General features: G+C 39.6%; 1 protein-coding gene. It reads right to left on the bottom strand.

Annotated elements, in window-relative coordinates:
- Nucleotides 1-3: 3 nt before the first annotated feature.
- Nucleotides 4-278 (bottom strand): DUF3231 family protein (locus AOA60_RS01610; protein WP_143522343.1); only part of this gene is annotated, 275 nt, incomplete at its 5' end.

Consider the following 278-nt stretch of genomic DNA (forward strand, 5'->3'; position numbering starts at 1 on the left):
ATCCTAACTATTCCCATTAATTGATTGTTTTCTATCCGTAGCATGGGGTGGTTGTTCCATCCATCCTCTATTGACCATGATTTTAAAACCATCCTGACCATATTTTAATACATCTAGAATGAGTTTACTGAAATGTGCAGTAAGATCAGCCCGCATGGATAGGGACAATGAGTGTCCCAGGAGGGTAATGTCCATCTGATTCAGTGCATGAAAAAGCATAATAATTAGTCGATCAGAAAACGGGGATGTGGTTGAATCTGTCACTTCCATAGATACAG

This window comes from Pseudomonas sp. 2822-17, from assembly GCF_002742485.1.
GTDB classification, from domain to species: domain Bacteria; phylum Pseudomonadota; class Gammaproteobacteria; order Pseudomonadales; family Pseudomonadaceae; genus Aquipseudomonas; species Aquipseudomonas cyclaminis.